27 protein-coding genes and 1 tRNA gene are annotated in these 24,771 nt (G+C 49.3%); 17 read left to right on the top strand and 11 right to left on the bottom strand.

Translation table 11 applies throughout. From position 1 onward, the window contains the following. The first annotated feature begins 55 nt into the window (after positions 1-55). From SYNPCCP_RS09610 to cysS, 4 genes are all read left to right on the top strand, one after another. Entirely contained in the window at positions 56-487 is a 432-nt protein-coding gene (locus tag SYNPCCP_RS09610) for a Mini-ribonuclease 3 (RefSeq protein ID WP_010873042.1), read from the top strand. Between the two features lie 12 nt (positions 488-499). After that, a complete protein-coding gene (gene rlmB / locus SYNPCCP_RS09615; protein ID WP_010873043.1) occupies positions 500-1,654 on the top strand; it encodes a 23S rRNA (guanosine(2251)-2'-O)-methyltransferase RlmB in 1,155 nt (384 codons plus the stop codon). Positions 1,655-1,784: 130 nt separating this feature from the next. After that, positions 1,785-2,045, top strand: coding sequence for a DUF1816 domain-containing protein (locus SYNPCCP_RS09620; RefSeq protein ID WP_228670060.1), 261 nt, complete (start codon positions 1,785-1,787; stop codon positions 2,043-2,045). Positions 2,046-2,181: 136 nt separating this feature from the next. Then, on the top strand, positions 2,182-3,633 hold the full coding sequence (gene cysS / locus SYNPCCP_RS09625) for a cysteine--tRNA ligase (RefSeq protein WP_010873045.1): 1,452 nt from the start codon (positions 2,182-2,184) through the stop codon (positions 3,631-3,633). A 30-nt stretch (positions 3,634-3,663) separates the two neighbouring features. On the opposite strand, the gene SYNPCCP_RS09630 is transcribed toward cysS, so the two are convergent. Then, positions 3,664-4,251, bottom strand: a complete 588-nt coding sequence (locus tag SYNPCCP_RS09630; protein ID WP_010873046.1) for a Maf family nucleotide pyrophosphatase — start codon at positions 4,249-4,251, stop codon at positions 3,664-3,666. Positions 4,252-4,404: 153 nt separating this feature from the next. Between SYNPCCP_RS09630 and SYNPCCP_RS09635 the strand changes: the two genes are divergently transcribed. Beyond that, positions 4,405-5,928, top strand: coding sequence for a CPBP family intramembrane glutamic endopeptidase (locus tag SYNPCCP_RS09635; protein WP_223211379.1), 1,524 nt, complete (start codon positions 4,405-4,407; stop codon positions 5,926-5,928). Between the two features lie 112 nt (positions 5,929-6,040). Beyond that, positions 6,041-6,481, top strand: coding sequence for a hypothetical protein (locus SYNPCCP_RS09640; RefSeq protein ID WP_010873048.1), 441 nt, complete (start codon positions 6,041-6,043; stop codon positions 6,479-6,481). A 26-nt stretch (positions 6,482-6,507) separates the two neighbouring features. Here the strand turns inward: SYNPCCP_RS09640 and SYNPCCP_RS09645 are convergent, their stop codons facing one another. Then, entirely contained in the window at positions 6,508-7,980 is a 1,473-nt protein-coding gene (locus SYNPCCP_RS09645; RefSeq protein WP_010873049.1) for an apocarotenoid-15,15'-oxygenase, read from the bottom strand. A gap of 130 nt (positions 7,981-8,110) precedes the next feature. Here SYNPCCP_RS09645 and clpS point away from each other — a divergent pair, with 130 nt between their 5' ends. Beyond that, entirely contained in the window at positions 8,111-8,398 is a 288-nt protein-coding gene (gene clpS, locus SYNPCCP_RS09650; protein WP_020862291.1) for an ATP-dependent Clp protease adapter ClpS, read from the top strand. A gap of 59 nt (positions 8,399-8,457) precedes the next feature. Here the strand turns inward: clpS and SYNPCCP_RS09655 are convergent, their stop codons facing one another. After that, positions 8,458-9,630: a glycosyltransferase gene (locus SYNPCCP_RS09655; protein ID WP_010873051.1), complete on the bottom strand. Its 1,173-nt coding sequence runs from the start codon at positions 9,628-9,630 to the stop codon at positions 8,458-8,460. 170 nt (positions 9,631-9,800) lie between these two features. On the opposite strand from SYNPCCP_RS09655, the gene SYNPCCP_RS09660 reads away from it, so the two are divergent. The 3 genes from SYNPCCP_RS09660 (at position 9,801) to SYNPCCP_RS09670 (ending at position 12,357) form a co-directional block, all read left to right on the top strand. Continuing rightward, positions 9,801-10,310: an inorganic diphosphatase gene (locus SYNPCCP_RS09660; RefSeq protein ID WP_014407118.1), complete on the top strand. Its 510-nt coding sequence runs from the start codon at positions 9,801-9,803 to the stop codon at positions 10,308-10,310. Positions 10,311-10,573: 263 nt separating this feature from the next. After that, positions 10,574-10,939: an NAD(P)H-quinone oxidoreductase subunit M gene (locus SYNPCCP_RS09665; RefSeq protein WP_010873053.1), complete on the top strand. Its 366-nt coding sequence runs from the start codon at positions 10,574-10,576 to the stop codon at positions 10,937-10,939. 41 nt (positions 10,940-10,980) lie between these two features. Next, the gene (locus tag SYNPCCP_RS09670; RefSeq protein ID WP_010873054.1) at positions 10,981-12,357 is read left to right on the top strand and encodes an Ig-like domain-containing protein; all 1,377 of its coding nucleotides are present in this window, start codon (positions 10,981-10,983) and stop codon (positions 12,355-12,357) included. A gap of 60 nt (positions 12,358-12,417) precedes the next feature. Here the strand turns inward: SYNPCCP_RS09670 and SYNPCCP_RS09675 are convergent, their stop codons facing one another. Beyond that, positions 12,418-14,034: a glycoside hydrolase family 3 N-terminal domain-containing protein gene (locus tag SYNPCCP_RS09675; protein WP_010873055.1), complete on the bottom strand. Its 1,617-nt coding sequence runs from the start codon at positions 14,032-14,034 to the stop codon at positions 12,418-12,420. A 116-nt stretch (positions 14,035-14,150) separates the two neighbouring features. Beyond that, a complete protein-coding gene (locus SYNPCCP_RS09680; protein WP_010873056.1) occupies positions 14,151-14,570 on the bottom strand; it encodes an NUDIX domain-containing protein in 420 nt (139 codons plus the stop codon). A gap of 14 nt (positions 14,571-14,584) precedes the next feature. Between SYNPCCP_RS09680 and folB the strand changes: the two genes are divergently transcribed. Both folB and SYNPCCP_RS09690 read left to right on the top strand, forming a co-directional pair. Beyond that, positions 14,585-15,037, top strand: coding sequence for a dihydroneopterin aldolase (gene folB / locus SYNPCCP_RS09685; RefSeq protein ID WP_010873057.1), 453 nt, complete (start codon positions 14,585-14,587; stop codon positions 15,035-15,037). 10 nt (positions 15,038-15,047) lie between these two features. Next, positions 15,048-15,668, top strand: a complete 621-nt coding sequence (locus SYNPCCP_RS09690) for a LysE family translocator (RefSeq protein ID WP_010873058.1) — start codon at positions 15,048-15,050, stop codon at positions 15,666-15,668. 118 nt (positions 15,669-15,786) lie between these two features. Here the strand turns inward: SYNPCCP_RS09690 and moeB are convergent, their stop codons facing one another. Next, the gene (gene moeB, locus SYNPCCP_RS09695) at positions 15,787-16,965 is read right to left on the bottom strand and encodes a molybdopterin-synthase adenylyltransferase MoeB (RefSeq protein WP_010873059.1); all 1,179 of its coding nucleotides are present in this window, start codon (positions 16,963-16,965) and stop codon (positions 15,787-15,789) included. Between the two features lie 135 nt (positions 16,966-17,100). Here moeB and SYNPCCP_RS09700 point away from each other — a divergent pair, with 135 nt between their 5' ends. Then, a complete protein-coding gene (locus SYNPCCP_RS09700; RefSeq protein ID WP_010873060.1) occupies positions 17,101-17,505 on the top strand; it encodes a DUF2237 family protein in 405 nt (134 codons plus the stop codon). Beyond that, positions 17,506-18,489, top strand: coding sequence for an RluA family pseudouridine synthase (locus tag SYNPCCP_RS09705; protein WP_010873061.1), 984 nt, complete (start codon positions 17,506-17,508; stop codon positions 18,487-18,489). A 124-nt stretch (positions 18,490-18,613) separates the two neighbouring features. On the opposite strand, the gene SYNPCCP_RS09710 is transcribed toward SYNPCCP_RS09705, so the two are convergent. The 3 genes from SYNPCCP_RS09710 to SYNPCCP_RS09720 all read right to left on the bottom strand — a co-directional run bounded on the left by SYNPCCP_RS09710 (position 18,614) and on the right by SYNPCCP_RS09720 (position 21,871). Continuing rightward, positions 18,614-19,345: a sugar transferase gene (locus SYNPCCP_RS09710; protein WP_010873062.1), complete on the bottom strand. Its 732-nt coding sequence runs from the start codon at positions 19,343-19,345 to the stop codon at positions 18,614-18,616. Between the two features lie 99 nt (positions 19,346-19,444). Continuing rightward, positions 19,445-20,581, bottom strand: coding sequence for a glycosyltransferase (locus SYNPCCP_RS09715; RefSeq protein ID WP_010873063.1), 1,137 nt, complete (start codon positions 20,579-20,581; stop codon positions 19,445-19,447). Between the two features lie 3 nt (positions 20,582-20,584). Continuing rightward, on the bottom strand, positions 20,585-21,871 hold the full coding sequence (locus SYNPCCP_RS09720; RefSeq protein WP_010873064.1) for a type IV pilus twitching motility protein PilT: 1,287 nt from the start codon (positions 21,869-21,871) through the stop codon (positions 20,585-20,587). A 626-nt stretch (positions 21,872-22,497) separates the two neighbouring features. Between SYNPCCP_RS09720 and SYNPCCP_RS09725 the strand changes: the two genes are divergently transcribed. Then, positions 22,498-22,842: a hypothetical protein gene (locus SYNPCCP_RS09725; RefSeq protein WP_020862287.1), complete on the top strand. Its 345-nt coding sequence runs from the start codon at positions 22,498-22,500 to the stop codon at positions 22,840-22,842. Positions 22,843-23,001: 159 nt separating this feature from the next. Here SYNPCCP_RS09725 and SYNPCCP_RS09730 read toward each other — a convergent pair whose 3' ends face one another. Together SYNPCCP_RS09730 and SYNPCCP_RS09735 are read right to left on the bottom strand one after the other, a co-directional pair. After that, complete coding sequence (locus tag SYNPCCP_RS09730) at positions 23,002-23,637, bottom strand: hypothetical protein (protein WP_010873066.1); 636 nt, start codon at positions 23,635-23,637, stop codon at positions 23,002-23,004. A gap of 13 nt (positions 23,638-23,650) precedes the next feature. After that, positions 23,651-23,881 carry a DNA-directed RNA polymerase subunit omega gene (locus tag SYNPCCP_RS09735; protein ID WP_010873067.1) on the bottom strand — a complete coding sequence of 77 codons (231 nt, stop codon included), beginning with the start codon at positions 23,879-23,881 and terminating at the stop codon, positions 23,651-23,653. 168 nt (positions 23,882-24,049) lie between these two features. Here SYNPCCP_RS09735 and SYNPCCP_RS09740 point away from each other — a divergent pair, with 168 nt between their 5' ends. Continuing rightward, complete coding sequence (locus SYNPCCP_RS09740; protein ID WP_014407119.1) at positions 24,050-24,436, top strand: DUF309 domain-containing protein; 387 nt, start codon at positions 24,050-24,052, stop codon at positions 24,434-24,436. Positions 24,437-24,489: 53 nt separating this feature from the next. Then, positions 24,490-24,562: transfer RNA gene (locus SYNPCCP_RS09745), tRNA-His, on the top strand. Positions 24,563-24,771 lie beyond the last annotated feature (209 nt).

Genomic DNA, 24,771 nt, shown 5'->3' on the forward strand with positions numbered 1-24,771 from the left:
CGGGTGGTCCAACCATGGTGGTGCTGTCCCGTTTTGACTGCAATGGGGAGGTGCCATGACCCAGTTTGATGACCATCCCCTTTGGCAATCTTCCCTGAACCCCGCTGATGCCCCTGCGGTACAGTCCCTATCCCCCGTGGCCCTGGCCTATCTAGGAGATGCTGTTTTTGAACTTTATGTCCGTTGTTGTTATCTGTTTCCCCCCCGTCGCATAGGGGATTTTCACCGTCGGGTAGTGGCCCAAGTTCGAGCTGAACAACAGGCCCAAATTTTAACCACCCTTTTACCCCAATTAACCGACCCAGAAAAGGAATGGGTGCGTCGGGGTCGTAATGCCGCCACATCTACCTCCCGGCGAGCTAATCCCGAACTGTACCAGGCCGCCAGTGGTTTAGAAACTCTTTTAGGTTATTTATACCTCAGGGATGCCCGTCGACTAGATGAACTATTAGCCTTAATTGAACTGCCCGACGCCGCCCCCCGTTAGCCCCCGAAAGTCATGACTGAAATGCCCAAGAAGAAATTTTCTCCCCGTTCTGCCCGTGGAGATAAGCCCCGCTATGGAGAGCAGAAACCCAAACTAAAGCGCAGTGGAGATAAACCCCGCTTTAACGATGACCAGCCCCAGGGTTTTAAAGAAAAATCCGATCGCTTCCAGGATAAGCCCCGTCCCCGGACCAACGACGATAAACCCCGACGGGCTGGGGATAAGCCCAGCAACTTTAAGAGTCGTTTTAAAGATAAAGACAGGGATAAACCCCGCTACGGTGACGATAGACCCCGGCGATCGGGCCAGAAGCCTCCCTTTGGCAAAACTTTTCCTGCTGCTCCCCCGCCGATGGACTCCGAGCAAGCCCAGGAAGCCTTGGATTTACTCTACGGCCACCATGCTGTTCTAGCGGCCCTAGACGGCGATCGCCAATTGAACCGCATTTGGATTACTTCCCATCTCCGCCACGACATCCGCTACCGCACTAAAATTCAAACCGCTAAGGCCAACGGCACGGTAGTGGATGAGGTCGATAATTTTCGCCTGAACCAAATCACCCACAACGCCAATCACCAAGGCATTGCCGCCCAAGTAGCCCCCTACCACTACTGGGAACTGGGGGATCTGATTGATAAAGCTAAAAGCCAAAGCACTGCTCCAGTTTTGATCATCATCGACAGCATCACCGATCCCCATAACCTGGGGGCAATTATTCGTACCGCCGAAGCGTTTGGGGCCCAGGGCATGGTGTTACCCCAACGGCGGGTAGCCGGGATCACTTCCACAGTGATGAAAGTGGCCGCTGGCGCCTTGGAACATTTCCCCGTGGCCCGGGTGGTAAATCTTAGCCGTGCGTTGGAAACATTGAAGGAGTCTGGCTTTTGGATCTATGGCACCGTAGCAGGGAAACAAACTGCTCTGCATCAAGCGGATTTGCGAGAACCCATGGGGTTAGTAATTGGCTCGGAAGGAGAGGGATTGAGCTTGCTCACCCAAAAACACTGTGACCATCTAATTACCATTCCTTTAGCCGGTAAAACCCCCAGTCTGAATGCTTCTGTGGCGGCGGCCATCAGTCTTTATGAAATTTTTCGCCAACGGGGTTTTGATCGCCCCACCCTATCCCACACTGCCTCCGACTTACGAGAAGTTTCCGAGGATTAGGAAAAGAAGGGACAAGGTAGCAGATTTAATTACGATTCTGCCGGCAATGTAACAAAATATTGCGGATTGGAAAGTTAAAATGACAGCAAACAAATCCCATTACCTTGTCTCTATCCCTACCCAAAGTCCTATGAAAGAACTGTGGATCCGTGTTTTATCCTTGCTGGGCATGGCTCACTGGGTTGTAATTAGCACCGGCGCTCCTCGCTGTACCTATTATTTTGGCCCCTTTGCCCGCCGTAGTAGTGCGGAAAAAGCCCAGCTAGGCTACCTGGAGGATTTGCGGGGAGAAGGAGCCCAGGATATTCAGGTAACCGTCAAGCAATGTAAGCCCGCCCGCTTGACCATTTTTGATGAGGCAGAGGAGTTAATGCCTATCCTTTCTCCCTAGTACTGAAAGCGTTACCTTTTTACCACGCTCAGTTTTCCCAGTCTGGCCCAATTCCTGGCGATCGCCGTTGGGCCTGGGTGTGGCTTTGATGGAGAATAATGGGAAGACTGTCCATTGATTTTTGCCTTCCCTGCCCATGACCCTGCGCCTGTACGATTCCCTCACCCGAGCCAAACAACCCCTGCAACCTCTCCACCCTGGCCTGGTGACAATGTACTGTTGCGGCATCACCGTCTATGACTATTGCCACCTAGGCCACGCCCGTACCTGCATTACCTGGGATTTGGTGCGTCGTTACCTGCAATGGTCGGGTTATGAGGTGCGCTATGTGCAAAATTTCACTGATATTGACGACAAAATCCTCAAACGGGCAGTGGACGAAAGCTCCACCATGGAGGCGGTGTCAGAAAAATTTATCGCCGCCTATTTTGAAGATATGGAAGCGTTGGGAGTGCAACCAGCGGATCTTTACCCCAGGGCTACCCACACCCTAGATGGCATTAAAAGGTTAATTGCGGAGTTGGAAGCTAAGGGCTACGCCTATCCCAGCGGTGGAGATGTCTATTACTCAGTGCGTAATTTTGACGGCTACGGCAAGCTCTCTGGACGCAGGCTAGAGGATTTGCAGGCGGGGGCCAGCGGCCGGGTGACAGTGGCCGATCCCGATGGAGCCCAAAAACAGGACCCGTTTGATTTCGCCTTATGGAAAAGCGCTAAACCGGGGGAACCGGCCTGGGAATCTCCTTGGGGTAAGGGGCGGCCGGGCTGGCACATTGAATGTTCCGCCATGGTGAGGGAATTTTTAGGGGAAACTATTGATCTACATGTGGGGGGCAATGATTTAATTTTTCCCCACCACGAAAATGAAATTGCCCAATCGGAGGCGGTGACGGGTCAACCCCTGGCCCAGTATTGGCTCCATAACGGCATGGTGAAGGTAGATGGAGAAAAAATGTCCAAATCCCTGGGGAACTTCACCACCATTCGGGCTTTGCTAAAAACCGTTGACCCCATGGCAATCAGACTTTTGGTTCTCCAAGGTCATTACCGTAAACCGCTAGATTTCACCGAGACGGCGATCGCCGCCGCCACTAATGGTTGGCACACGCTAAGGGAAGGTTTGCAATTTGGCTATGACTACGGTGGAGATTTTGGCTGGGAGTTGGCATTTACCCCCCTAGGCCCCGACGCGAACCAATGGACGGTGGCATTCCAGGAGGCGGTGGACGATGACTTTAATTTTGCCGGTGGTTTGGCCGTAATGTTTGAATTGGCCAAGCATCTACGGTCTGAGGGCAATAAATTAAAATTTGAGGGGTCCACCCCCGCCGATCTGGATTTGTTGCAAACCCAATGGATTACTTTGGTCAGTCTGGCAGAGATTCTGGGTTTAAGTATTAATCCCGAGTCCCAATCTAGCAACGATAATGGTTTGACTGATGGGGATATTGAACAACTGGTGGCCCAACGCACCCAAGCCCGAAAAGATAAAAACTGGGCCGAAGGCGATCGCCTCAGGGATGTGCTGCAGGAAGCGGGGATCACATTGGTGGATAAACCCGGTGGGCTAACGGAATGGTTCCGCTAGTCCAACTTTGTGGGATAATTTAGTTTATTGTTACCAAAAATCTTTAAGGGAGTAACCCAACCGTTGCAACAATGACCGCAGAATGGGCAAGCTCAGGCCAATCACGTTGCTGGAACAACCATCCAGTTTATTAATTAACATTCCCCCTTTGCCTTCCAGGGCAAACGCCCCAGCACATTGGAGGGGTTCCCCACTACCCACGTAGGCTTGGATGGTGTCGTCATCCACATCAGCAAAATGAACTTTGGTTAACCCCGTTTGGCACAGGCAACGGTTTTGGGTGCGGTCAATCAAGGCATGGCCCGTGTACAGTTCCCCCACCTGACCCCGCATGGTTTGCCAACGGGCGATCGCCACCGCGGGCGACTCTGGTTTACCGTAGGTTTGACCATTAACCAATAAAAGGGAATCACAGCCGAGGACGAGGGCATCAGCGAATTTACTGGCCACCGTTCCTGCTTTAGCCTTGGCCAGAGCTTCCACCAGGGCCACTGTGTTGTCGGCGGCTAAGGAAGATTCATCGAAATGGCTCACGGCCACTAGGGGGCTAATGCCGGCCATTTCCAGCAAACGTTTGCGGGCGGGGGAAGCAGAAGCAAGAACAAAAGTTGGAGGCATAATCGTTGTTTTTTAACACTCATTGTACTACAAAGGCAATGCTCCCCGAGGGGGATAACCGGCCTGGCCAAAAGGGGGCGATGGGTTATGCTAGCTTCGTTAACACAGCCGTCCCTGAGCCAAGGACGGGGTTTTAGACCCAGTTTTTTTTTGATGAAGCGAATTATCCTCGCCCTGTTGACGGTTATTTCCCTGGTGCCCTTTTTACTTTCCCTGGTGGGAAGCTTAGAAGAACCCCAAGTACAGTCTCAGCTACAACTTTCCCAAACCAATCTGTTGTTGCAAGCTTCGGCTTGGCAGGGGAAGGGGGAATCGGGAACATGGCGGGAAACCCTGCAAACAGCCCTATTGGAAAGTCAACCCCAACAGGGAGGGTTAAAACAGTACGAAATAGCAGTCCAGGAATTGACTGACTATCTAGACCGGCTCAAAAATCAACAGGCGACCCTGGAGACATCCCCCAATGTCAATCCGGCCCCAATCCAAGCAGTCATTGCCAAAAATCAAAAGACCCTAAACCAAATTCAAATTAATTTGGGGTTGCTCCAATACGCTGAGAATCAGACGCAAAAATCCCTCGATACTTGGCAATCTGTAGTGAGCAACGGTGAGCCAAATGAGCAAGAAATCGCCACCGTGCTGATTGCTCTACAACAAGCCGAACCCATCCCCTCCAATGCGGAAGCGGTTATTAATAGCCAATTAAAGGGATGGTTTCGTTGGCAGGGACTGACCCAGCTTTATCGCCGCCAAGGTAATCTTGAAAGCCTCGATCAGGTTTGTGATACCCCCGCCTGTGGAGCGTTGCAAACAGAAGTGGAAAAGGCTAGCCAGCGGGCCCTGGTGAAATTAGCCCTACTCAACAGCTTGCCTTTGTTGGGAGGAGGCATCGGTGTTTTGCTGATGATTGGACTGTTATTGCAATGGGCTTTGGGTCGGGAAAAGGCAATTCTAGCTACTAACGCCAAAACCAGATGGGACACTCCCTGGAATTGGGAAACCACTTGGCAGGTGTTGGTGGTGGGTTTCTTTTTTCCCAGCCAGATTGTTTTGCCGTTGGTGGTGGGGGTGTTACCTCTGCCCATGGCGGATTTGTCATTGATGGGCAAAGCCTTCTACGTATTGGCCACCTATGGGGCGATCGCCGCAGTGGGTTTGGGGTCTTTATTCGTCTCCCTAAAGGACTTTCGTCCCCTACCCCAGGATTGGTTTACCCTGCGTCCTAACTTCGGAGCCATTTTGTGGGGCTTGGGAGGCTACCTGGTGGCATTGCCATTGGTGGTGTTGGTGTCCTTAGTAAATCAAGAAATTTGGCAGGGCCAGGGGGGCAGTAATCCCTTGCTTTCCCTTGCTTTGGATTCCCAAAATTGGTTAGTGCTAGGAATTTTCTTTTTTACCGCTGCCGTTTTAGCGCCGGTGTTTGAAGAAATTATCTTCCGGGGCTTTCTCCTACCAGCCCTAACCCGCTACTTTCCCGTTAGTGTAGCCATTATTCTCAGCAGTTTACTGTTTGCCATCGCCCATTTGAATGTGTCGGAAATTTTACCTTTATTTGTTTTGGGCTCCATTCTCGGCCTTGTTTATAGCCGTTCCCGCAATCTTTTATCTTCGATGATTCTCCACAGTCTCTGGAATAGTGGAACATTGTTAAGCCTATTTATTTTGGGTGGCAGTTGAATGCTGATAGTGCCCTGATTTTGAAAGTAAGATTCTAGAATGGTGCTGGCAGGCCGAATTTTCCTCTAGCCCCCTAACCTGTGGTGAGTCGCCAGTGGACTGGTGAGTTTTTATGGACTGGCTTTTCTATTTGTTCTTAACAGCCGTTTTTTACGTTTACCGTTTAGTCAGCCTGAAATCGAGAACAGAGCAGGAACGCATCGGTTCAACGCCGGTGTTTTTCTCTACCCTCGGTTTTTTTGCCATTTTTGAATTTGTTTTTGCGGACTCTTTGTTTAGACTGCCACTATTTCATGTTTTAGGGCTAATTTTTTCCTTTATTTGTGCTTTTACCATTTATATTTACCTGCGGAATTTAAAAAAGGAGGTAGAAGTGATTTTCGAAAAATTAGTCAAACAAAGTCAGGGCAAAGTGAGCGTACTGACTTTTATGCAACGTACTAACATGACTAAAGATGAAGCCATGGATTACTTAGACGCCAAATTACGCCAGCTCCCTGGCATCACCTACGAAACCCTGGGCAATATTTATTATGAATTTGACCGTTGGTAAGGGCTTCTGCGGTGGCCATCTAGACTTCAAGTCTGGGCCCAGGAACCGTGCAGGGGATAGGGAATGTGATGCTTTAACTTCAAAGTGGCGATCGCCGGAGCAGTAATGTCCTGAGCATCAAGAATCACTAGTTCGGAACGGTGCAAATCAGCTTTATAAATCAAGCAGAGCAACCAACCATCATCTTCAGCCACGCCACCGGGTCGGGGCACAAAAATAGGTTCCCCGGCAAAACCATGGGGGGCAAAGGAACGTAGAGTTTCAGTGCCGGACTCTAGATCTACTTTGAGAATGGCCTGAAGGGGAGCATTGCCTGTGCTATGGTGTGCGGCTCCCATGTAAACATAGCGATATGGACGGCCAACCTGCTGGGGATGGACAACGGGAAACTCGCAACAACGACTAACCATTAACTGTTTTTCCACCGTGGCTGCTGCGGGATCAATGGTGAAACGCCATAACTGTCCGGGATCTAAATTATCGAAATTCGTACTACGAAAATCCCCATCGGTGTCTACCTGGGGCAGGGAATTGTAACAAATGGAATCGAGGATTATTTTGCCATTTTCCTCAAAAGCGTTGGCATGGTGAAAAACAAAGCCTGCCTGTACCGGAATTCTTTTTATTTCTCCACCGTCCCTAGGAACGAGAATAATTTGAGCAGGTTTATCGGGATGAAATTGCACACATTCCCCTGCTCCTCGCAAACCGAAAAGGTAGGGTAACCCGTTGAGAGTAACGTTATTTTGCAGAAAAATGGCGTAATGGGGCGTGATCGCAAAATCATGAATAAAAGCAAAACCAGGAAAAGTTTCAGTTTTTTGCCGCAACAATTTACCCTGGGGGTCTAGCTCTAACAGGGTGAGGGTACTGCTCAAGCTGGATTTAATTGAAAAGGTCACATAGCAGGGTTGGCCCCCATCAAAAGTTGAAGCCGGATCAATGCGGGGATGGGCCGACAGGGGTTGCCCTTCCGCAAGAATGCCGCCCAAATCATCCAACCCAATGGTTGCTAAGTTTGATGGTTCCAAGCGATGGGGTTGTCCCCCTTCCCATAGGGCCAAGAGGCGATCGCCCCAGTAGGTAATGTTGGTGTTGGCAATGTTTTTTAGCCGTAAGTCAAAGATAGTTTTGAGCCAGCCCCCCGCCGGTTGGGAACCAAAGACGCCCCGATAGATCATTTTTCCCGCTTTTTGCTCTTCCACGTAACCCTGGGTGCGGACAAATTTGCTCTGGAAATGTACTCGACCGTCCCCAGGAAATTTAAAGGCTGTCACCATGCCGTCCCCGTCAAAGGGATGCTTCAAAGGGCGATCGCCAATTTCCAATAATCCAGGGCCGTTGCGATAGAGCGTTCCCTGGAGGTCTGGGGGTATGCTCCCTTCCACGTCTTCGACCCAATAATCCCACTCCTGGGGCTGGGACTGGTAACCTCTCAGCCAATCCTGCGGACTGTAGGAGCGCTGCGATGGGGAACTGGTTGGGGGGGAAGTGACCATGGTCAATGGGGAAGTTTGTTACATTTCTTTACTTTTACCATTGTAACGTTCTCCGCTCCGGGGAACTGGGGGTTAAAATCTATACGTAAAGAATCTGAAGTTTTTCCACTTTCGCCCAGGGAGGTAAATGATGGCGACCGAAGTTTTAAACAAGCCCAGCAATAGCACAATCCGCAAACACGCCCCCCGTTACCGGGTCTTACTGCACAACGATGACTTCAACTCCATGGAGCATGTGGTGCAAACTTTGATCCAGACGGTGGCGGGCATGACCCAGCCCCAAGCGGTGGACATTATGATGGAAGCCCACTTTAACGGCATGTCTTTGGTGATTACTTGTGAGTTGGAACACGCTGAGTTTTACTGTGAAACCCTGCGGAGTCACGGGCTGTCCAGCACCATCGAACCGGACGAATAGGCCCTAATTTTTTCTTGATGACAACGGTTGATCCGGTGGAACTTCAGCGGCGGAGGGCATTAGACATCCGTAACTCGCCAACTAAGTTTGAGGTTGAACCAAAAGTTCCAGAGGGTCACTAGGGCGATCGCCAGGGCGTTGGCTAGGTAGCGGTTGAAGTGGGAAAAGTTAAAGAAGAAATTCAACAGCCCCAGGTTAATGCCCAGGCCAGCCCAGCAGATCAGGTTAAATTTGAGCAGACGTTTACTGACTTGGGAGGGACTATTTTGTCCCTGGGTTAGATCTTGAAAAGTCCAACGGTCATTCCAAAAAAAGTTGTTCAGGATGGCTAACTGGGCGGCGATGATCTTACTGCGGCTCAGGGGCAGATCTCCCAGGGATGGTTCCGTGAGGATAAATAAAATGGCCATGTCCACCGCCACTCCGGTTAGCCCCACCGCGCAAAATTGCAAAAACCGGGAGGAAAGGGACAACCTCAGTTTGCATAGATGCTGGAGATATTCCACATACTGTCGCCAAGTGACCTTGCTTTGCCCCGATCGCCGTTCTTGAAAAACGTAGCCGACCTCCGCCAACCAACGGATGCGCCCCCGGGCCGTCACTTCAATGAGGATTTTGTAACCCACTGGACTGAGGGGACAATCGGCGATCGCCTGACGCCTAACCAAGAAAAAACCACTCATGGGGTCGGACAGACGGCCAATTACCTCCGGCAGAATTAATAAACCTAGCATCTGGGCCCCCCGGGAAAGTAGCCTTCGCACTAAACTCCATTGACTGACCCCCCCTCCTGATTGATGACGACTAGCCACTGCCAAATCTGCCCCCCGCTCCATTTCCGCCAACAGGGCCAGCAAGACCTGGGGAGGATGCTGTAAATCTGCATCAATAACTCCTAAAAAATTTCCCCTAGCTTCTTGCCAACCTCGAATCACCGCCGTGGATAAACCTCGTCCTTCTGTTCTTCTAATTACTCGCAATTGGGGATAGGTGTCGCTTAAGTTAAAAGCCTTTTGCCAAGTTAAATCGGGACTGTCATCGTCCACCACAATCAACTCATACTGTCCAGACCAACGGTTTTCCAACAGTTTCACCAGGGTAGTTACCATGGCTTGGATATTTTCCCCTTCGTTATAGGTGGGCAACACTAGGGAAAGGAAAATACCATCGGCCTCCCCCAGCTTGGGCACTGTTAGGGCAGTGGCTGGCGATGGCAGGGGAAAATAGACCATGGACAGGGGCAGAAAAATTGACAATAACCGTCCTAATTATGGCCTGTGAAAGGGCCAAGGGAAATTCCCCTCAGCTAAGGCTAGGTACAAGGGGAGCCCAACGAGTAAAATGCGATCGGGTTTTGAGCCCGTTTGGTTGTGACTCTTTTGTATTTCGTTGGAGAAAAATTGTGGATCTAAGCCGTATTCCTGCCCAGCCCAAAGCCGGTTTGATCAATGTGTTGATCGAAATTCCCGCAGGGAGCAAAAATAAATACGAGTTCGACAAAGACATGAATTGCTTTGCCCTCGACCGGGTACTGTATTCCTCTGTGCAATATCCCTACGACTACGGTTTTATCCCCAACACCCTGGCTGACGATGGCGATCCCCTCGATGGCATGGTGATTATGGACCAGCCCACTTTCCCCGGTTGCGTAATTACCGCCCGCCCCATTGGTATGTTGGAAATGATTGACGGTGGCGATCGGGACGAAAAAATTCTTTGTGTTCCCGCCAAAGATCCCCGCTACACCTACGTTAAATCCATCAATGACCTGGCTGGGCACCGCTTGGATGAAATTGCCGAGTTCTTCCGCTCCTACAAAAATTTGGAGAAAAAGGTGACAGAAATTCTGGGCTGGAAAGATGTAGATGCAGTGCTGCCCTTGGTGGAAGAGTGCGTTAAGAACTACAAATAGTAGTTGGGGTGGAGCTAACTGAACCGGTAAATCCTCTAAATTTTGTTTGCCCCCGGACTTCTTAATTTGGGGGGCTATGGGCTCAAATCGAGGGTCTTCCCCTGGCCCTAAAGCCCCCCTCCTATTAGTTGATAGGGGCGATAAGACTTTTAAATATCTTCTTCAAACAAGGGTTTGGCTGGATTCTTGCCATTGCCTGGTGACCGACCCCGGACAAATTTGTTTAGAATTACTCTTGATCTCCAGAGGCTTAGCTAATTGCCATGCTTGTTAAATCCACTACCCGCCACGTCCGTATTTTTAGCGCTGAAGTACAAGGTAATGAACTGATTCCCAGTAACAATGTCTTGACCATGGATGTGGACCCCGATAACGAATTTGTTTGGAATGAAGATGCTCTCCAACAGGTTTATCGTCGCTTCGATGAGTTGGTGGAGTCCTACAGTGGTGAAGATTTAACTGACTACAATTTACGGCGCATTGGCTCGGATTTGGAGCATTTTATCCGTGACCTGTTGCAAGCAGGTAAAGTTAGTTACAACCTAGATTGTCGGGTGTTGAATTACAGCATGGGGCTGCCCAAGGTGGAAAATCAGGAAACTGCAGGAAAATATTGGCTGGATAACTAACTTGGTATCAATTGACCATAACTGGAGGGAGGCTTAACACTGTGCTCGATCGCCATTGGCATAATCAAAATAATTGTCGGCCAAGCTATTGGTCCCATGTGACCACTGTGCTGACGATATGTCTGCTGGCGATCGCCATGGGTTTAGGGGGTTGTCAATCTTTATCGGCATCGTCCCCGCCCCCCTTAATTAAAACTAGCGAACCAGTGCAGTTGGGCAACCTGCGGGAAGTATCTCCCCCCAAAACAATACAAGCCCTAGCCTCCAGCTTTAATCAATACCAACCCCAGGTAACAATCCTCTCCCCGGCCCCCGATACGGTGCTCAAAAAGACCACAGTGGCGGTGAAACTCCGGGCGGAAGACCTACCCCTGAACCAAAATGACACTGTTCCCCTGCGGGCCCATGTCCATCTAATTTTGGATAACGAACCCTATCGGGCGATTTATAACCTAGACCAACCCATTGTCCTAGAAGATTTGGAGCCGGGCACCCATACCCTGCGGGCCTTTCCTGTCCGCCCTTGGCACGAAAGCTATAAAAACGATGGGGCCTATGCCCAAGTTACTTTCCACGTTCTCACCAAAACCGACAGCAATAATCCAGACTCCGACCTACCCCTATTGACCTATAGCCGTCCCAAGGGAGACTATGGCGCTGAACCAATTCTTTTGGACTACTATTTAACCAACGCTCCCCTCCACATTGCAGCGACCAATGATGCTGACTTGAGCGATTGGCGCATCCGGGTCACTGTCAATGATGAAAGTTTTTTGGTGGACCAATGGCAACCCATTTACCTGGAAGGCTTTGAAACCGGGGAAAATTGGCTCAAATTGGAGTTCATTGACGAAGCGGGCAACCTAGTGGCTAACCGTTTTAACAACACAGTGCGGGTGATCAATTACCAACCTGATGGCCAGGATGCCTTTTCCCGTTTAATGCGAGGGGATGTGCCCTTAGCGGAAGCCTACACTATGGTCGGCTTGGACCGCCCCTTTGGAGTGGAGCCTGTGGAGGAAGCGGGAGAGCCGGAGCAATTGGTGGAAACTGCGCCGGAACCTGCCATTCAAACGGAAGCAACGGAATCAGTTGAACTCGATCAACAGGTTGAAGTGGAGGAAACGGAAGTAGTAGTGGAAGAAGTTCCCCTTGCCGCTCCAAAGGAGACCATACAGGATTTGAACACTTCCCCAGAGGGCATTACAGAAGAAAATATTTCCGAGTCCCCCCCACAACTATCCCCAGATATCCAACAGCCTGAAGCGGTGGAGGAACCGGAGTTAGTAGGGGAGACAGAAGAGGAAATACTGCAGACAATGGTAGAGGAAAAGGTGATTGAAGAAGAAATTACTGAGCTTCCGACAGCACCTTCAGAACCGTTGGATAAACTGACCCCTACTCCCTCAGATAGTTGAGCAAGAATTACCAGCGCTATGGTTTCCCAGAGTATTGCTTGAGCCTGGGTGAATCAGCTTTTAGGTGGTAAAAGTCCTATCTTTAATGCTTTGATCAGATAAATCTTGCCAACCGAATAATCGGCCAATGGCGATCGCCTGGGCTTGGGGCATTTGGCCATGGGAAAAGGCCCAGGGTAAATGGGGGCAGAGTTCCGCCATCTGGGTTTGGAACCAATCTAAAACGTAGGGACTGCCGTAGACGATTAATCCCTGTAAGGATGGATGGGTTAAACATTGGCGATACAGCGCTTGGGTTGCAGATGTTAAACCCGCAGTGCCCCGGAAGGGATTGCCCCGAATAAATACCTGGAGTAAAAATGGATTTTGACCAAGGGGATAGTGTTCCAACAATTCTGGAGTGAGGATTTTGACTGTGTATCCTCCTTTCACCGGCAAAGTTAGAGCAGGACAAGCCCGGTCAAGGAAATCGGCGGTAAGTAAATCATCCACAATAACTAAATTTTTTCCCGGTTGATCGCCTAGGTTGGCAATGGGCAAATCTCCCTCGCTTTGCAGTGCTGCAGTGAGAATTTGATCCACTAATTTGCGGCCGGGCCCAGTTTGTAAATTAATGGTGAAATTGTTCGGATCAGGGGCGGGGGCTAATTTTTCCTTGGCAGTTAATACCCGTTGCAAAGATTGTTCAATTCTCTCCTCCGTTAAACGACCCGATTCCACCGCCTCGGCGATCGCCGCAATCACAGTTACTGGATCTGGTGGCATTAAGAGAATATCCACCCCTGCTTCCAAAGCCCGTACCGCCACTTCCCTAGGGCTAGCAATGTCCGTAATTCCCCCCATAATCAGCGCATCGGTGACAATGATGCCGTCAAAACCGAGTTTTTGTCTTAATTGTCCAGTCAAAATGGCCGGGGATAAAGTTGCCGGATTACTATCGTCCCAAGCAGGGACAAGAATATGGGCAGTCATCACACTATCCACCCCTTGGGCGATCGCCTGCTGAAAAGGAAGCAACTCTAAGGTTTCCAGTCGGTCGATGGGGTGGGGAATAACGGGCAAATGTAAATGGGAATCGGTGCTAGTGTCCCCATGGCCAGGGAAGTGTTTAGCAGAATTTAGCACAGGAAATTGCTGGGTTCCCGTAATAAATTCCCGCACTAAAGTCCCCACAATCTCCGGGGTTTCCCCAAAGGCCCGCACATTAATTACTGGATTGTTAGGATTATTATTCACATCGGCGATCGGGGCCAAAATCCAATTCAAGCCCACCGCTAGGGCCTCCTGGGCAATCACTTCCCCCATCTGCTTGGCATATTGTTGAGCCAAGTCTAAATCTTGCTCGGCAATGCTGCCTAAAGCCATGGGAGGGGGAAACCAAGTGGCACCGGAGAATCTCTGCCCCACCCCCTCCTCAATGTCAGCGGCTAAAAGTAATGGCGTCGGAGCCCAACTTTGTAACTGAGCAGTGCGTAAAGCTAATTCAGCCCCACTGCCCCCTAAGAGAATTACCCCGCCCAAATTAAGGTTTGCTAACCAATTCTGCAGAGTTTGATTGGGAGCTTCCCAAGCAGGGTAACGAATTTGATGGTCAAACAAAAATCCTGAGGCCCGCACCACAATTAATTGGCCGATTTTTTCTCGTAAAGTCCAATTGCCGGGGTTGATGGCCGCCATAATTTTCGCTTTGCTTATTGTTAAAATACTAAATAGTTAAAAATCAATTTCTAGTTGGGTCAAGCTTAACGAATTTAGTTTCATTGATTGCCAAAAAAAACTGATTTTAGTAATCATTAAATGGACATAAAACGTTGCTGATAATCTTCCAAAAGTAGCTTGGTAAAACTATTAAGGGGAAAATCCAATGCTTCTAGGGGAGTGACCCATTCCCATTCAACAATTTCCTCATTGGGAATCACCTGAGTGGACTCACAACGGGCGTAGTAGTTTAATAAAACAAAATGGGCTGGGCAATGGAACTGTTCATCATTCACCGCTTCCTGTACCAAAGCAAACTTTATTTCCCGTAGATCTAACCCCACTTCTTCTTGGAATTCCCGTTTTAGGGCCGCTTCTAATGTTTCTCCCCATTCCACCTTTCCCCCAGGCACCCCCCAGGTGCCCCGCCATTTGGTGGTTTTGACAATTAAAACTCGGCCGTCGGGGGCAGTAACCAGCGCACCAACCGTAGCTAAGGGAAATTGGGGAGGCATGGCAGGGAAAAATTATGGCAATTTTTGACGGGGTGATCATACCATGGTTAGCTGGGGAACTTGTTGTTCTTAGTTCAATATCTGGTAGTCAGCTAGTACTTAATCAATTTATGGATACGTTAAACGTTAAGGGAATTCGAGCCTATGGTTACACTGGCTACTTCGATGCAGAACAGTTTTTAGGGCAATGGTTTGAGGTTGATCTCACCATCTGGATCGATTTGGCCAAGGCTGGGCAGAGCGATGACCTAAACGATACCCTCAACTATGCGGATGCGGTGGCGATCGTGCAAAAGCTCATCCGTGAGTCCAAGTTTAAAATGATTGAAAAACTGGCCGAGGCGATCGCCGATGCCATTTTAGGAACAGGCAAAACCCAGCAAGTAAAAGTGGCCCTGACTAAGTGCCAGGCTCCCATTCCAGATTTTGACGGGGATGTGACCCTAGAAATTCTTCGGAGTCGTTAGATTATTTAAGGTGTTAACCATGGGTTGGTCTAACATACTCAGTTTGTTTGGGGCGATGTTGATCCTAGCGGCTCTTCCCAGCTTGAGTGTGTTAACCGTTTCGAGTAAAAGTGCCAGTGGTGGTTTTATTCATGGCTTATTTGCGGCCCTTGGCGTTGTTTTAGGCGATATTATTTTTATTCTCATTGCTCTCTGGGGTTTAGCTTTTTTACGGGGGGCAATGGGCGATTTTTTTGTCATTCTTAAATATATCAGCGGCATTTATTTAAGTTGGCTGGGAATTAACACTATCCGAGCCAAAGTTAACAATCAAAGTCTGGCCAAGGTAGATGTCAAATCCCTCTCTTCTAGTTTTTCCGCCGGATTGCTCATAACTTTAGCCGATCAAAAAGCTGTCCTGTTTTACCTGGGCTTTTTACCCACTTTTGTTGATGTCAATAATATTGCCTATCTTGATATCGCAGTCATAATCTTAACCGCCATTCTGACGGTGGGAGGTGTAAAAATATTTTATGCTTTTCTTGCCCACCGCTCAGGGCTATTAATCAGTAGACAAAATAAACGGATAATGAATTATTTAGCCGGCGCTCTAATGATTTCCGTTGGTGTATTTTTGCTTATTTCAAGCTAGCGAAGGTCAATCAATTGGGTAAATTCCATACAAAAAAGTGACCGCCATCTCCACTACCAGGAAAATGGCGATCGCCAATATGATCAACGTGATCAACAACTATTAGGAAAACAAAAGTTTAGTATTCGGTCACGCTGGGATCCACTTCCCGACTCCAAGCAGTGATACCCCCTTTAACATTGATGCCTTCAATGCCGGCCTCTTTAAGCAGAGATAAAGCTTTGGTGGAACGCCCCCCCAATTTGCAATGGGCGATCAAAATGCCCTCGTGGCCGTCTAGCAATTCTTTGACCTTGTCAATGCCATGGCCTTCTTCAATGTCCGGCAGAGGCACTAGTACGGAGCCAGGGATCCGGGCAATATCATATTCATTGGGATTACGAACATCTAAGAGGATAAAGTCTTTTTCTTGACTTTCCATCAAGGCATGCAACTCTCGTACTGTCATTTCCGACAGAGCAGAGGCCTGTTCTGCTTCAGCGGCTTTGGCCTGGGGAATGCCGCAAAACTGATCATAATCGATTAATTTTTCAATGACCGGCCGCACAGGATTGGGGCGCAGTTTCAATTCCCGGAATTTCATATCCCAGGCGTTGAACAGCAGCAGACGACCGCTGAGGGTGTTGGGGGCTCCCAAAATGATTTTTAGTGCTTCCGTTGCCTGAATCGTACCCACGATGCCCGGTAATATACCTAAAACTCCCCCCTCGGAACAGGAAGGTACCATCCCCGGCGGTGGCGGTTCTGGATAGAGGTCACGGTAGTTTGGCCCCCCTTGGTAGTTAAACACCGTAGCTTGTCCCTCAAAACGGAAAATGGAGCCGTAAACGTTGGGCTTATTCAACAGCACACAGGCATCGTTGGTTAGATAACGGGTGGGAAAATTGTCCGTACCATCGATGACAATGTCGTAGGGGGCAATGATGTCTAGAGCATTGGCGGAGGAAATCTGGGTTTCGTAGAGGTCCACCTGACAGAAAGGATTAATTTCCATAATGCTCTGCTTGGCAGACTCGATTTTGGGCTTGCCTACCCAGGAAGTGCCGTGGATGATTTGCCGTTGCAGGTTGGAAGTATCAACAATGTCAAAATCCACCAAACCGATCCGTCCTACCCCCGCTGCAGCCAGATAGAGTAGCAATGGGGCACCTAGACCCCCGGAACCAATGCACAGGACACTGGCGGCCTTGATACGTTTTTGGCCGTCGAGCCCCACCTCCGGCAAAATAATGTGGCGGGAATACCGTTGGTAGTCGTCTTGGGAGAGTTCAATCTCTGCTAGGTTTGGGTTAAGCATTGCTGTTGTTCACGGAAAATCATCGTCGGGACTATGGCCGCAACGAACCTATCATTTTAGTCTTTTTGGCGGCGGCACTACCATGGTTTTGGTGTGAAGATTGTTAAATAGAATTCTTATTTTTGCTTAAACAATATGGCTACTCTCCAGGATTCCCGGGATAAGAATGTGTTGGGCGGTGACCTCAAATGTTGCTGTAAGTCACCGTTGACGGGCTTTTACCGTAATGGTTATTGCCAAACGGGGCCGACGGATTTCGGCCGCCATGTGGTTTGTGCCCAGGTGACAGCGGAATTTTTAGAGTTTTCCAAAGCCCGGGGCAATGATCTTTCCACACCCCAACCGGCTTACCAATTTCCCGGATTAAAACCAGGGGATAAATGGTGTTTATGTGCGGCCCGCTGGCAGGAAGCAAAGGATGCGGGCATGGCTCCGCTGGTGGATTTAAGTGCCACCCATGTTTCTGCGTTGGAGGTGATCAATTTGGATGCATTGATTCCCCATGCGTTGCCAGGACAATTTTCACCGGAAGAAGAATAGATGATTGACCAAATTATTGATGAAGTTACGGATTCAGATCCCTATCAAGAATTGTTGGTAACGGCCGATGGCGTTGCCGAAGGCACACTGGGTGTCCGCCTGGATAAATGGTTGGCGGAACAGCTACCAGAGTTGTCCCGTTCCCGTTGTCAAAAATTGATTGAGTCGGGGCAGGTGCAACGCAATGGGTTAGTTTGTCAGGATAAAAACTTGATCCTCAAAACTGGCGATCGCCTGGTGGTTAATATTCCTGAGTTGATTCCTTTGGATGTGGTGGCCCAGAATATTCCCTTGGATATTTTGTATGAGGATGAACAGTTAATTATCATCAACAAGCCAGCGGGATTGGTGGTGCATCCCGGCCCTGGTCATCCCGACGGCACAGTGGTTAATGCTTTGTTGGCCCATTGTCCCGATTTGGCTGGCATTGGCGGCGTGCAAAGACCGGGCATTGTCCACCGTTTGGATAAAGACACCACTGGAGCGATGGTGGTGGCCAAAACTGAATTAGCACTGCATAACCTACAGGTTCAACTCAAGGAGAAAACTGCTCGCCGTCTGTATTGGGGCATTGTTTATGGATCTCCAAAGGAAATTCAAGGCACGGTCAATCTCCCCGTGGGCCGTCATCCCGGCGATCGCCAGAAAATGGGTATTGTCCCGGTGGAAAAAGGGGGTCGGGAAGCGGTTACCCATTGGCGACTGTTGGAAAGGATTGGGAACCACAGTTGGTTGGAATTTCAGCTAGAAACGGGCCGTACCCACCAAATTCGGGTACACAGTAAGCAAATGGGCCATCCTTTGGTAGGGGATAATCTCTACACTTCCCCTGGCAGTGTCAACGTCAACCTGCCCGGCCAAGCCCTCCATGCCCACCAGCTTTCCCTCATCCATCCGGTGAGCGGAGAAATAATTACGGCGATCGCCCCTATGCCAGCCCATTTTGAAAAGCTGTTGGTTTATTTGCGGCAAAGAATTCCCTAAATGTTGCTATGGATGCAAGGAAGGGATAAATAGACTCTAACCAAACTGAATGTGGTCTAATTTTGGCCACATCAAGGAAGGCTCGAAAATTAATTAAATTAGGAGCTGAATTAGCTTAGGAGAGTTAATAAGCCCCATTATTGTTGGGAAACAGCATCACACCCAGGGTTTTAGCGATGATCAGTAAATCCAACGTCATGGTGCGGTAATAGACGTAATAAACATCAATTTGCACCCGCTCAGGATAGGGAATATCGTTGCGGCCAGAAACCTGCCATAAGCCGGTTAGCCCTGGCTTAATGCTCAGAACTTGGTTAATTTGACGTCCATACTTGTGCAACTCCTCCGGCACCAAGGGACGGGGCCCCACCAAGCTCATATCCCCCTTGAGCACATTCCAGAATTGAGGAAATTCATCCAGGCTAGTCAGGCGCAAAAATTTGCCAATCCAGGTAATGCGGGGATCATTACGGAGTTTGAAGTTCTTTTCAAATTCTTCTCTGGTTTGAGGACAGCCCGCCATCAGCTTTTCCAACACCTCATCGGCATTGGTGACCATGGTGCGGAACTTAATACATTTGAAACGTTTAAATTTGCGCCCCACCCTTTCTTGCACATAGAAAATAGGCCCCGGAGAGCTGACCGCAATCATTAGGGCGATCGCCAGGTAGAGGGGGGAACAGAGAACCAGTACCGACAGGGAGAAACAGATATCGAATACCCTTTTAGCCACGGTTCCGGTGAGGGAACTGGAGCGGGAACCTTGATACCTTCTCGGAGAGACCGTTGGATAAAATCCGCGTCTCATCAAAGCACGGAGGGCTTTTACAGAGATCGGTGAGCTATTGGCAGTCATCGTACTCCATCACACATCACACCATATGGTCCTAATCATAAAGCCTGAATCGACAATTGTTACGATTCTTTGCTAAATAACTGAGGACTCCCACCGCCACTAAGTCCGACGAGGGGCTTGATGACAGTATTTTTCCAGCAACGCCAGATACGACGTTTGAAATATTTTAGAAGAAAAACGGTTTGCTTGCAGGAAACAGTTCTCTGAACTGATCTGATGGCTAATGTTGGAAAAAGTTTCCACTGCTTGCACCAAAGACTCTACTGTTTGTTGATCAAACCAAATCCCGGTGGCAGTTTTGGGATTTTTTTGATAGTCAACTACGGTTTCCAATGCCCCCCCACGGCCAAAGGCAATGACTGGGGTGCCACAGGCCTGGGCTTCCACTAGGGCAATGCCAAAATCTTCACAGGCTCCGTAAACAAAGGCTTTGGCCCTAGCCATGTAATCCTCCACTACGGCATTGGGTTGGGGCCCAAGGATCTGCACGTTGGGTTGAGCCAATTCCTGCAGGAGCGGTAAATCAGGACCATCGCCAATCACCACTAGGGGCAATTGCAACTGGTTAAAAGCCTGGACAATCAGCTTGACCTGTTTATAGCTCACTAAACGGCAGACTGTCAGGAAAAAATCATCTTTTTTTTCTTGGTAGGTAAAACGGTCTAAATTCACGGGGGGATAGACCACATCGGCTGATCGCCGGTAGCAACGCCAAATGCGCCGGGCCGTATGCTGTGAATTGGCCAAGAAGTAATCCACTCGATTGGCGGAAATCACATCCCATTGCCGTAGTTGGTGGAGCAGGTAACGGGTCAAAATCCCCGGCAAACCCCGTCCCATCCGACTGTTGTTTAAATAGTCAAAAGTTAAATCCCAGGCATAGCGCATGGGGGTATGGCAATAGCAAATATGAACTTGGTGGGGCGCAGTCAACACTCCCTTGGCCACAGCATGGGAAGAGGAAAGAATAACGTCATACTGTCCCAAGTCCAATTGCTCGATCGCCAGGGGCAAAAGAGGTAAATATTTTTGCACTCCCTGTTCTGTCCGGGGAAAATGTTGCAAAAAAGTGGTGCCAATGGAACGGCCGTAAAGATAGCTGTGGGGGTTGGTGGACTCAAAATCAATCAGGGCATAGAGATCCGCCGTCACATGACTGAGAATCTCCTGCACCACCAATTCCGACCCCCCCGTGGCCTTCGGGGTGAGCCACTCGTGGACTAGGGCGTACCGCATGCCTTAGGTTCTGCCCCGCAGTCGCATGGCCATTTCATTCCGCACCGGAGCCATTTCCAAAGCTACTTCCTCGGTGATCCGCCCTTCTTGGTAGAGATTAAATAGGGATTGGTTGGCAGTTATCATACCGTCGTACTCCCCATCCTCCATCAGTTCAGCAATTTCATCGTACTTGCCTTGGCGAATATAATCCTTGACCGTTTCCGTATTAATCAGAATGTCATGGAAACCGGCCCGTTTCCCATCGGTAGTACGGCATAAACCTTGGGCAACGATGGCCACCAAAGATTCGGCGATCGCCGTCCGCATGGCTGGTTGTTCCTCCGCTGTGTAGAGGGTCAAAATCCTTTCTAGGGTCTTAATGGCACTGTTGGTGTGCAGGGTTCCCATGACCAAGTGACCGGTTTGGGCAGCTTTGAGGGCGGTGTTCACCGTACTCCGGTCCCGCATCTCCCCAATCAGGATAATATCCGGGTCTTCCCGCAGAGAAGCCTTCAGAGCGTTGTCGAATTCCAGGGTGTGCATGCCCACTTCCCTTTGGCGGATCAAGGAACGACGACTTTGGTGTACAAATTCAATCGGATCTTCAATGGAAATGATGTGTTTGGCATGCTCCTTGTTGATGTAGTCCACCATAGCGGCCATGGTAGTGGATTTACCGGAACCGGTGGGCCCCGTCACTAGAATCAGGCCTTTGTGGGAGTCGGACACAGTACGCAAAATATCCGGCAAGCGCAACTGTTCCAGGGTCAAAATCTTGAGGGGAATAATCCGCAGTACCATGGCGGAGCCCAACAGACTTTCAAGAACGTTAATCCGAATCCTGGCAAAGTCGTACTGCTTTGCTCCGTCAAATTCCAATTCCCGCTTGAATCGTTGGATTTCATCCTCAGTGAGAATTTCCCGCAGCCAACTCATGAAAGTTTGCTGATCCGTTGGCTCATAGCGGAGGGGCACCATTTCTCCCCGGTCCCGCATGCGAGGCACCTCCCCTATCCCCAGGTGAACATCGGAAAAACCTTGGTCAAAGGCACTGCGAATTAACTCCTCCAGACTAGGTTGTCCTGGCGATCGCCCTAGGTTGGCATGGCTTGGGGCTGGTGGGCTAGTGGGTAAATTGGGTGTCGGGGGACGATGTTGCGGTTGGGGCTGGCCAATGCTGGGGGGAGCTGGCATAAACTGAGTTTCCGGAGCCATACTTTCTTGCCGAATGGACGACGCAGGTCGCCCAGCAGGATTGTTGGGAAGGGGGGGCAACGGGGGAACAGAGGGGCGGGGAGGTTGGTTCATGGGATTTTTTCACCGGATTTTGCACTTGTGGCACAGCTAACCCCCGGTAAACCTTTGATGCAGACAGAGGAGACGATACAGCCTGCAGCAACGAATATAACCGGTCGAATTCAATGGGGACATTGGGGACATTATTTAATAGGTTAAAGACTTTTTTCTGTTTTTCGTCAGTTGTTTAACAAAACGACGCATTTGTTTCCCCACGTTTGTCCCTATGTCCTTAATGAGATTCAAGCGACAAATTGTTAACAAATGTAAAACTAACTGAGTCTTGCATTAATTGCCTTCTCCATGCCGTCTCCAGCACAAAAAAGAAAAATGTGGGGATCAAAGCTAAACGACAAACTAGCCATGAAATCAGGCTTTAAACTGAGATAAATAGAGTTGAGGTTAATTTTTACCTATGGCTGGGAAACAGCAGAGTGTAAGAATAATGAATAAATGTCAATGATTAAATGTAAATAATTATAAAGAAATCTCAGTTTCTCGAAGTCGTTGCCTATACTGGACTCAACAGCCCCCAGTCGGAGCCTTCAATTTGGGCACCGTTGTTTGGGGTCTGCCTCACCCGATTGTTGTTGTTGGAGTTAATAGTTATGGAGCTTTCGTCAAGGGAAGGAGTAGGAATGAGCTATATGCTCGTCCTAATGAAGAGTTTTTCTGTTTGGACTTTCACCCTGTTAGTTTGTCTATTGGTGGTCGGTTTCCCGCTGGTGTTTTTGGTCGCTACAGTGGGGGTTTTGGCGACGGTGGTATTACAGTCAGTTTTACCGATGAGTGCTGTGCTCTTAGTAGCCAGCAGTCTTTTGGGAGGGACAGTTTTATTGGTTCTTTCTGGGGCCGCCACCTTGACCGCCAAAGGAATCCATCCTCAGGAAGTGCGTTGGTTAAGTTGGCTCCATGGGGAAACTAATTTAATTCATAAACCCATGTTTGCATCCTGCCCGTTGACGTGCAGTCTCATTCAGTGATTAATTTTTGTCGATCTTTTGCTTAATTTAATTCTCAGCTTTTCCAAAGCCCAAACGCTTTTGTTTGACTTCTTGCCTGTTCTTATCAACCCCGTCTGAAGCAGCCTATGCCCAAGTCGGGGTTAATTATTTGTGTTTTATTTTTCCGCCGTTGAAGAGCTAGGGCATCAACAATTGGGCATCCCCCGGCTGGGAAAGTCCAGGTTGATTGGGAGCTGTAACGGCTGGGGGCGCCGTTGGATTCTGATCACCTTGTTCCCCCGAACCAGAATCTGTTCCATTGGATGCGGCCTGGGGGCGATAAAGTTCGGCGAGAAAATCTACTAATTCCTGCCGTTGTTTCCGATTTAGCCCGGCAATAAGTTGGCGATCGCCATCGAGGGGACTTGTTTGGAGAGTGGAAAAACCGGGATAACGCTCCGGCACCATTTGATCATTGGCACCAAGGTAATCCGCTAGGGTTAAACGCCAATCAAAACGATAGCGGGTTGGCCTTTTTTGTATATCGCGGTGATATCGGATCATCCGACTGATCAGGGTATTCTCCGGATCTGGGCTACCATCGCTTTGGCGGCGGTAATCGTTACCCTTGGGCAAATCGGGAAAACGAGCGTAAACCTGCTGAGCAATTATTTCCACCACCACCGTATATCCTCCGGCGGGCACTCCCTGAGCGGGCGGGGCCGGCTGAGCCTGGGAAACAGCCCCCCACTGTCCGGGACTATGGAGTAGCATGGTGAGCAAAAAGCTCAGACAACCCAATAGTAACGTCAGGGGAAAAAGGGGCTTAAACATGGAACTGGGGGAATTAATTATCGCTAATAATTTCTGGGCGGGTGAGCTCGTCGGACATTTCAATGATGGCCCGGATAGCCGGCTTCATGTTGGGATCGTCAATGCTGTCAAAATCTTCGGAGCGATTTTCCTTGGCTCGCTTGGCTACCCTGACAGTAATGTTGTAGCGGTTTGATGCGGCTCCTAGGAGCTCTTCGGAACGATAAATAATGTGGTTAGAATCCAAATTACTACGCTTGGTCATGGTAAACAGGCGATCGCCATTCGGAAAAGCAAAAAAGCAGAAACCGGGTGGAAGAAAAATCCGCAGAATACGCTTCCCAGTCTAGCGGAAAATTACCTCGGCTCCATCCCAACTGACCTAATATTGACCCTCCCCTCTATCGACATATCGACAGTGCATCCATTAACCATGGACGAAAATATCGGCCTAAGCCTAGGCATCGAACAATTTAACCGGCAAGATTTTTACGCCTGCCATAACACCCTCGAAGCAGTGTGGCTAGAGGCTAACCCGACGGAGAAAAATTTCTACCAAGGTATTTTGCAAATTGCCGTAGCCCACTATCATCTTGGCAATCACAATTGGCGGGGAGCAGTGACTTTACTGGGGGAGGGTATCCGCCGCTTGAAGGGTTTTCGCCCTGACCATCGGGAAGTGGATATAGAGAGTTTATTTCGGTCCAGCGTTTTGCTGTTAGAGAATCTACAAACTATTACGCCAGAAAATCTCCCCCAATGGTTAGAATCCGCTGCAGCGGAACAACTAACCCCCCAAATTGAGATTAAGTCGAAATAGTGCCAAAAAGATCCAAACACTGTGCTAGCATGGTTAATGCCGAAAGCGAAACGGCGAGCGTAGCCAAGGGGTTAAGGCAGAGGATTGTGGTTCCTCCACTCGTGGGTTCGAATCCCATCGTTCGCCCTTACAGATACGGTTGGAAACCATGGCTCGCACCATCTGTGTCTATAGGAAAATTTAAGTATTTTTCAAAAATTCTTAGATTACCTAAATGTCAATTTAAGTATGGGCTATTCCCCCAGGTTTTTGGGTACTTGTTTACCCTAGCCAGTTTTATGGCTTTTTACAAAACTTTGCCTGAGCCGCTATAGTGGAAGGTAATGCCAGTGATT

The organism is Synechocystis sp. PCC 6803 substr. PCC-P (assembly GCF_000284455.1).
In the GTDB taxonomy this organism is placed as follows: Bacteria; Cyanobacteriota; Cyanobacteriia; order Cyanobacteriales; family Microcystaceae; genus Synechocystis.

Coding starts and splice junctions, on each gene's coding strand:
- SYNPCCP_RS09655 (WP_010873051.1), bottom strand. CDS start 9,630: ATGGTCTATTTTCCCCTGCCATCGCCAGCCACTGCCCTAACAGTGCCC.
- SYNPCCP_RS09645 (WP_010873049.1), bottom strand. CDS start 7,980: ATGGTCACTTCCCCCCCAACCAGTTCCCCATCGCAGCGCTCCTACAGT.
- SYNPCCP_RS09700 (WP_010873060.1), top strand. CDS start 17,101: ATGGCTACTCTCCAGGATTCCCGGGATAAGAATGTGTTGGGCGGTGAC.
- SYNPCCP_RS09740 (WP_014407119.1), top strand. CDS start 24,050: ATGGACGAAAATATCGGCCTAAGCCTAGGCATCGAACAATTTAACCGG.
- SYNPCCP_RS09675 (WP_010873055.1), bottom strand. CDS start 14,034: ATGGCGGCCATCAACCCCGGCAATTGGACTTTACGAGAAAAAATCGGC.
- SYNPCCP_RS09680 (WP_010873056.1), bottom strand. CDS start 14,570: ATGCCTCCCCAATTTCCCTTAGCTACGGTTGGTGCGCTGGTTACTGCC.
- SYNPCCP_RS09715 (WP_010873063.1), bottom strand. CDS start 20,581: ATGCGGTACGCCCTAGTCCACGAGTGGCTCACCCCGAAGGCCACGGGG.
- SYNPCCP_RS09730 (WP_010873066.1), bottom strand. CDS start 23,637: ATGTTTAAGCCCCTTTTTCCCCTGACGTTACTATTGGGTTGTCTGAGC.
- SYNPCCP_RS09725 (WP_020862287.1), top strand. CDS start 22,498: ATGAGCTATATGCTCGTCCTAATGAAGAGTTTTTCTGTTTGGACTTTC.
- folB (WP_010873057.1), top strand. CDS start 14,585: ATGGCAATTTTTGACGGGGTGATCATACCATGGTTAGCTGGGGAACTT.
- SYNPCCP_RS09665 (WP_010873053.1), top strand. CDS start 10,574: ATGCTTGTTAAATCCACTACCCGCCACGTCCGTATTTTTAGCGCTGAA.
- moeB (WP_010873059.1), bottom strand. CDS start 16,965: ATGCTTAACCCAAACCTAGCAGAGATTGAACTCTCCCAAGACGACTAC.
- SYNPCCP_RS09705 (WP_010873061.1), top strand. CDS start 17,506: ATGATTGACCAAATTATTGATGAAGTTACGGATTCAGATCCCTATCAA.
- SYNPCCP_RS09735 (WP_010873067.1), bottom strand. CDS start 23,881: ATGACCAAGCGTAGTAATTTGGATTCTAACCACATTATTTATCGTTCC.
- SYNPCCP_RS09630 (WP_010873046.1), bottom strand. CDS start 4,251: ATGCCTCCAACTTTTGTTCTTGCTTCTGCTTCCCCCGCCCGCAAACGT.
- SYNPCCP_RS09610 (WP_010873042.1), top strand. CDS start 56: ATGACCCAGTTTGATGACCATCCCCTTTGGCAATCTTCCCTGAACCCC.
- rlmB (WP_010873043.1), top strand. CDS start 500: ATGACTGAAATGCCCAAGAAGAAATTTTCTCCCCGTTCTGCCCGTGGA.
- clpS (WP_020862291.1), top strand. CDS start 8,111: ATGGCGACCGAAGTTTTAAACAAGCCCAGCAATAGCACAATCCGCAAA.
- SYNPCCP_RS09710 (WP_010873062.1), bottom strand. CDS start 19,345: ATGACTGCCAATAGCTCACCGATCTCTGTAAAAGCCCTCCGTGCTTTG.
- SYNPCCP_RS09720 (WP_010873064.1), bottom strand. CDS start 21,871: ATGAACCAACCTCCCCGCCCCTCTGTTCCCCCGTTGCCCCCCCTTCCC.
- SYNPCCP_RS09620 (WP_228670060.1), top strand. CDS start 1,785: ATGAAAGAACTGTGGATCCGTGTTTTATCCTTGCTGGGCATGGCTCAC.
- SYNPCCP_RS09640 (WP_010873048.1), top strand. CDS start 6,041: ATGGACTGGCTTTTCTATTTGTTCTTAACAGCCGTTTTTTACGTTTAC.
- SYNPCCP_RS09635 (WP_223211379.1), top strand. CDS start 4,405: ATGAAGCGAATTATCCTCGCCCTGTTGACGGTTATTTCCCTGGTGCCC.
- cysS (WP_010873045.1), top strand. CDS start 2,182: ATGACCCTGCGCCTGTACGATTCCCTCACCCGAGCCAAACAACCCCTG.